Annotated in this window: 1 protein-coding gene and 1 pseudogene; both read left to right on the plus strand. The window is 68.5% G+C overall.

Annotated features, from left to right (window positions below; all coding sequences use genetic code 11):
- Positions 1 to 600 (plus strand): annotated as a pseudogene (locus AB7O82_RS37575) (hypothetical protein); the annotation flags it as partial.
- 362 nt (positions 601 to 962) lie between these two features.
- Positions 963 to 1,807 (plus strand): NADPH:quinone oxidoreductase family protein (locus AB7O82_RS37580; RefSeq protein ID WP_428621853.1); only part of this gene is annotated, 845 nt, incomplete at its 3' end.

Consider the following 1,807-nt stretch of genomic DNA (forward strand, 5'->3'; position numbering starts at 1 on the left):
CTGACGCTGAACGGCATTCCTCCCGACCAGCGGCGCACCGAGGCCGACCTGTGGAGCGGCTTCGAGGCCGCGCGCCCGCGCCTGCTCGGCGTGCTGCTCGATGCCGTGTCCTGCGGACTGAGGCGATTGCCGCAGATCAGGCTGACAGAGGCGCCGCGCATGGCCGATCTTGCCCGCTGGGTCGAGGCCTGCGAGCCCTCGCTGTTCGCGCCGGGGGCGTTCCAGAAGATTTATTCGCTCAACCGCGACGGCGCGGCACGCGATGCGCTCGAATGCGATGCCTTCATCATCGCAGTGCGCGAGTTCGCGTGCCGAGAGGGGGCATGGGTCGGTTCGGCGACACAGCTCTACCGGGAGCTGGCGCCGGCAGCCGGGACAGGCGGCGTGTGGCCGGGCAATGCGCGCGCGCTCTCCAGCCGGCTGCGCCAATGCGCGGCGTTCCTGCGTCGCTGCGGCGTCGAGGTCCTGTTTCAGCGGGCGAGCGGTGGCCTGCGGATCATCCGCCTGATCGTCCTGCCCAACAGCCCTGCTGCCGCAAATCGACTGGCTGGCGCAAAGGCCTCTCCTGCGAGCCCGGTAGCGTCACGGCCAAGTGCCTGATTGCAAAACGAAATGACGCTGTGACGCAAATGACGCAAGCTTTCAGGGCTCTTCCGGACCGCGCGCGAGACGCGCGCGGTCCGGAAGAGGTCTCAGAATGCGGCGCCTGCTTCAGGGACCAACAGTTCGATCGACGCCTTGACGGACTCCGGACGGCCTCGGTCCGGCCGTCGGGATCGGTCGCCGCTGCCGCGGGACCTTGCCAATCGATCGACATCCGTCATGCCGCGCGATCGCTTGCAGTGGTGCTCATGGCGACTTTCCTTCGTTGCAGAGGCGATCTCTGCCGGTGTCGCATCGCGACACCGCAGCAGTGCAATCCGCTTGCTGCCGCCGAGTCTCGTCGGCCATCATCGTCGACCATGCGCGCGCTGATTTGCAGTCACTGGGGCAAGGTCGACGAGCTCAAGCTCGGCGACGCGCCGATGCCCGTGCCGGGGGCCGACGAGGTCCTGATCAAGGTCGCGGCGACCGCGGTCAACTATGCCGATTCGATCATGGTTGCCGGACGCTACCAGACCAAGCCCGAGCTGCCGTTCAGCCCTGGCCTGGAAACGGCCGGTGTCGTGACGGCCTGCGGTGCCGACGTGAAGGGCTTTGCGCCCGGCGACAGGGTGATGGCGATCCTGGCCTACGGCGGACTGGCGGAATACGCCGTCGCACCAGCGGCCGAGACTTGGCGCATTCCCGCCGGCATGAGCTTCGCCGAGGCAGGCGCGTTTCCCATCGCCTACATCTCGAGCGACGTCGCCATCCGCTGGCAGGGTCGCCTCGCGGCGGGCGAGACCATGCTGGTGCTGGGCGCCGCGGGCGGCGTTGGCCTGACCGCCGTCGAGATCGGCAAGGCGATGGGCGCCCGCGTCATCGCCGCCGCGAGCACACCGGAGAAGCTCGCCGTGGCCAAGGCGCATGGTGCCGACGAGATCATCGATTACTCCAAGGAGAAGCTCGCCGAGCGCGTCATGGCGCTGACCGGCGACAAGGGCGCCGACGTCTGCTTCGATCCGGTCGGCGGTCCGTTGTTCGATGCCGCCCTGTCGTCGTTGGGCTGGGGCGGCCGCATCCTCCTGGTCGGCTTCGTCGGCGGCGTGCCGCAGATCCCGGCCAACCGGCTGCTGGTCAAGCACCGCTCGGCGCTGGGATCGTCGTTGCGCTACTTTCGCTGGAACGCGCCGGACAAGCTCGCGCGTTCCGTCGAGGAGCTGTT

This window comes from Reyranella sp. (genome assembly GCF_050185545.1).
Taxonomy (GTDB): domain Bacteria; phylum Pseudomonadota; class Alphaproteobacteria; order Reyranellales; family Reyranellaceae; genus Reyranella.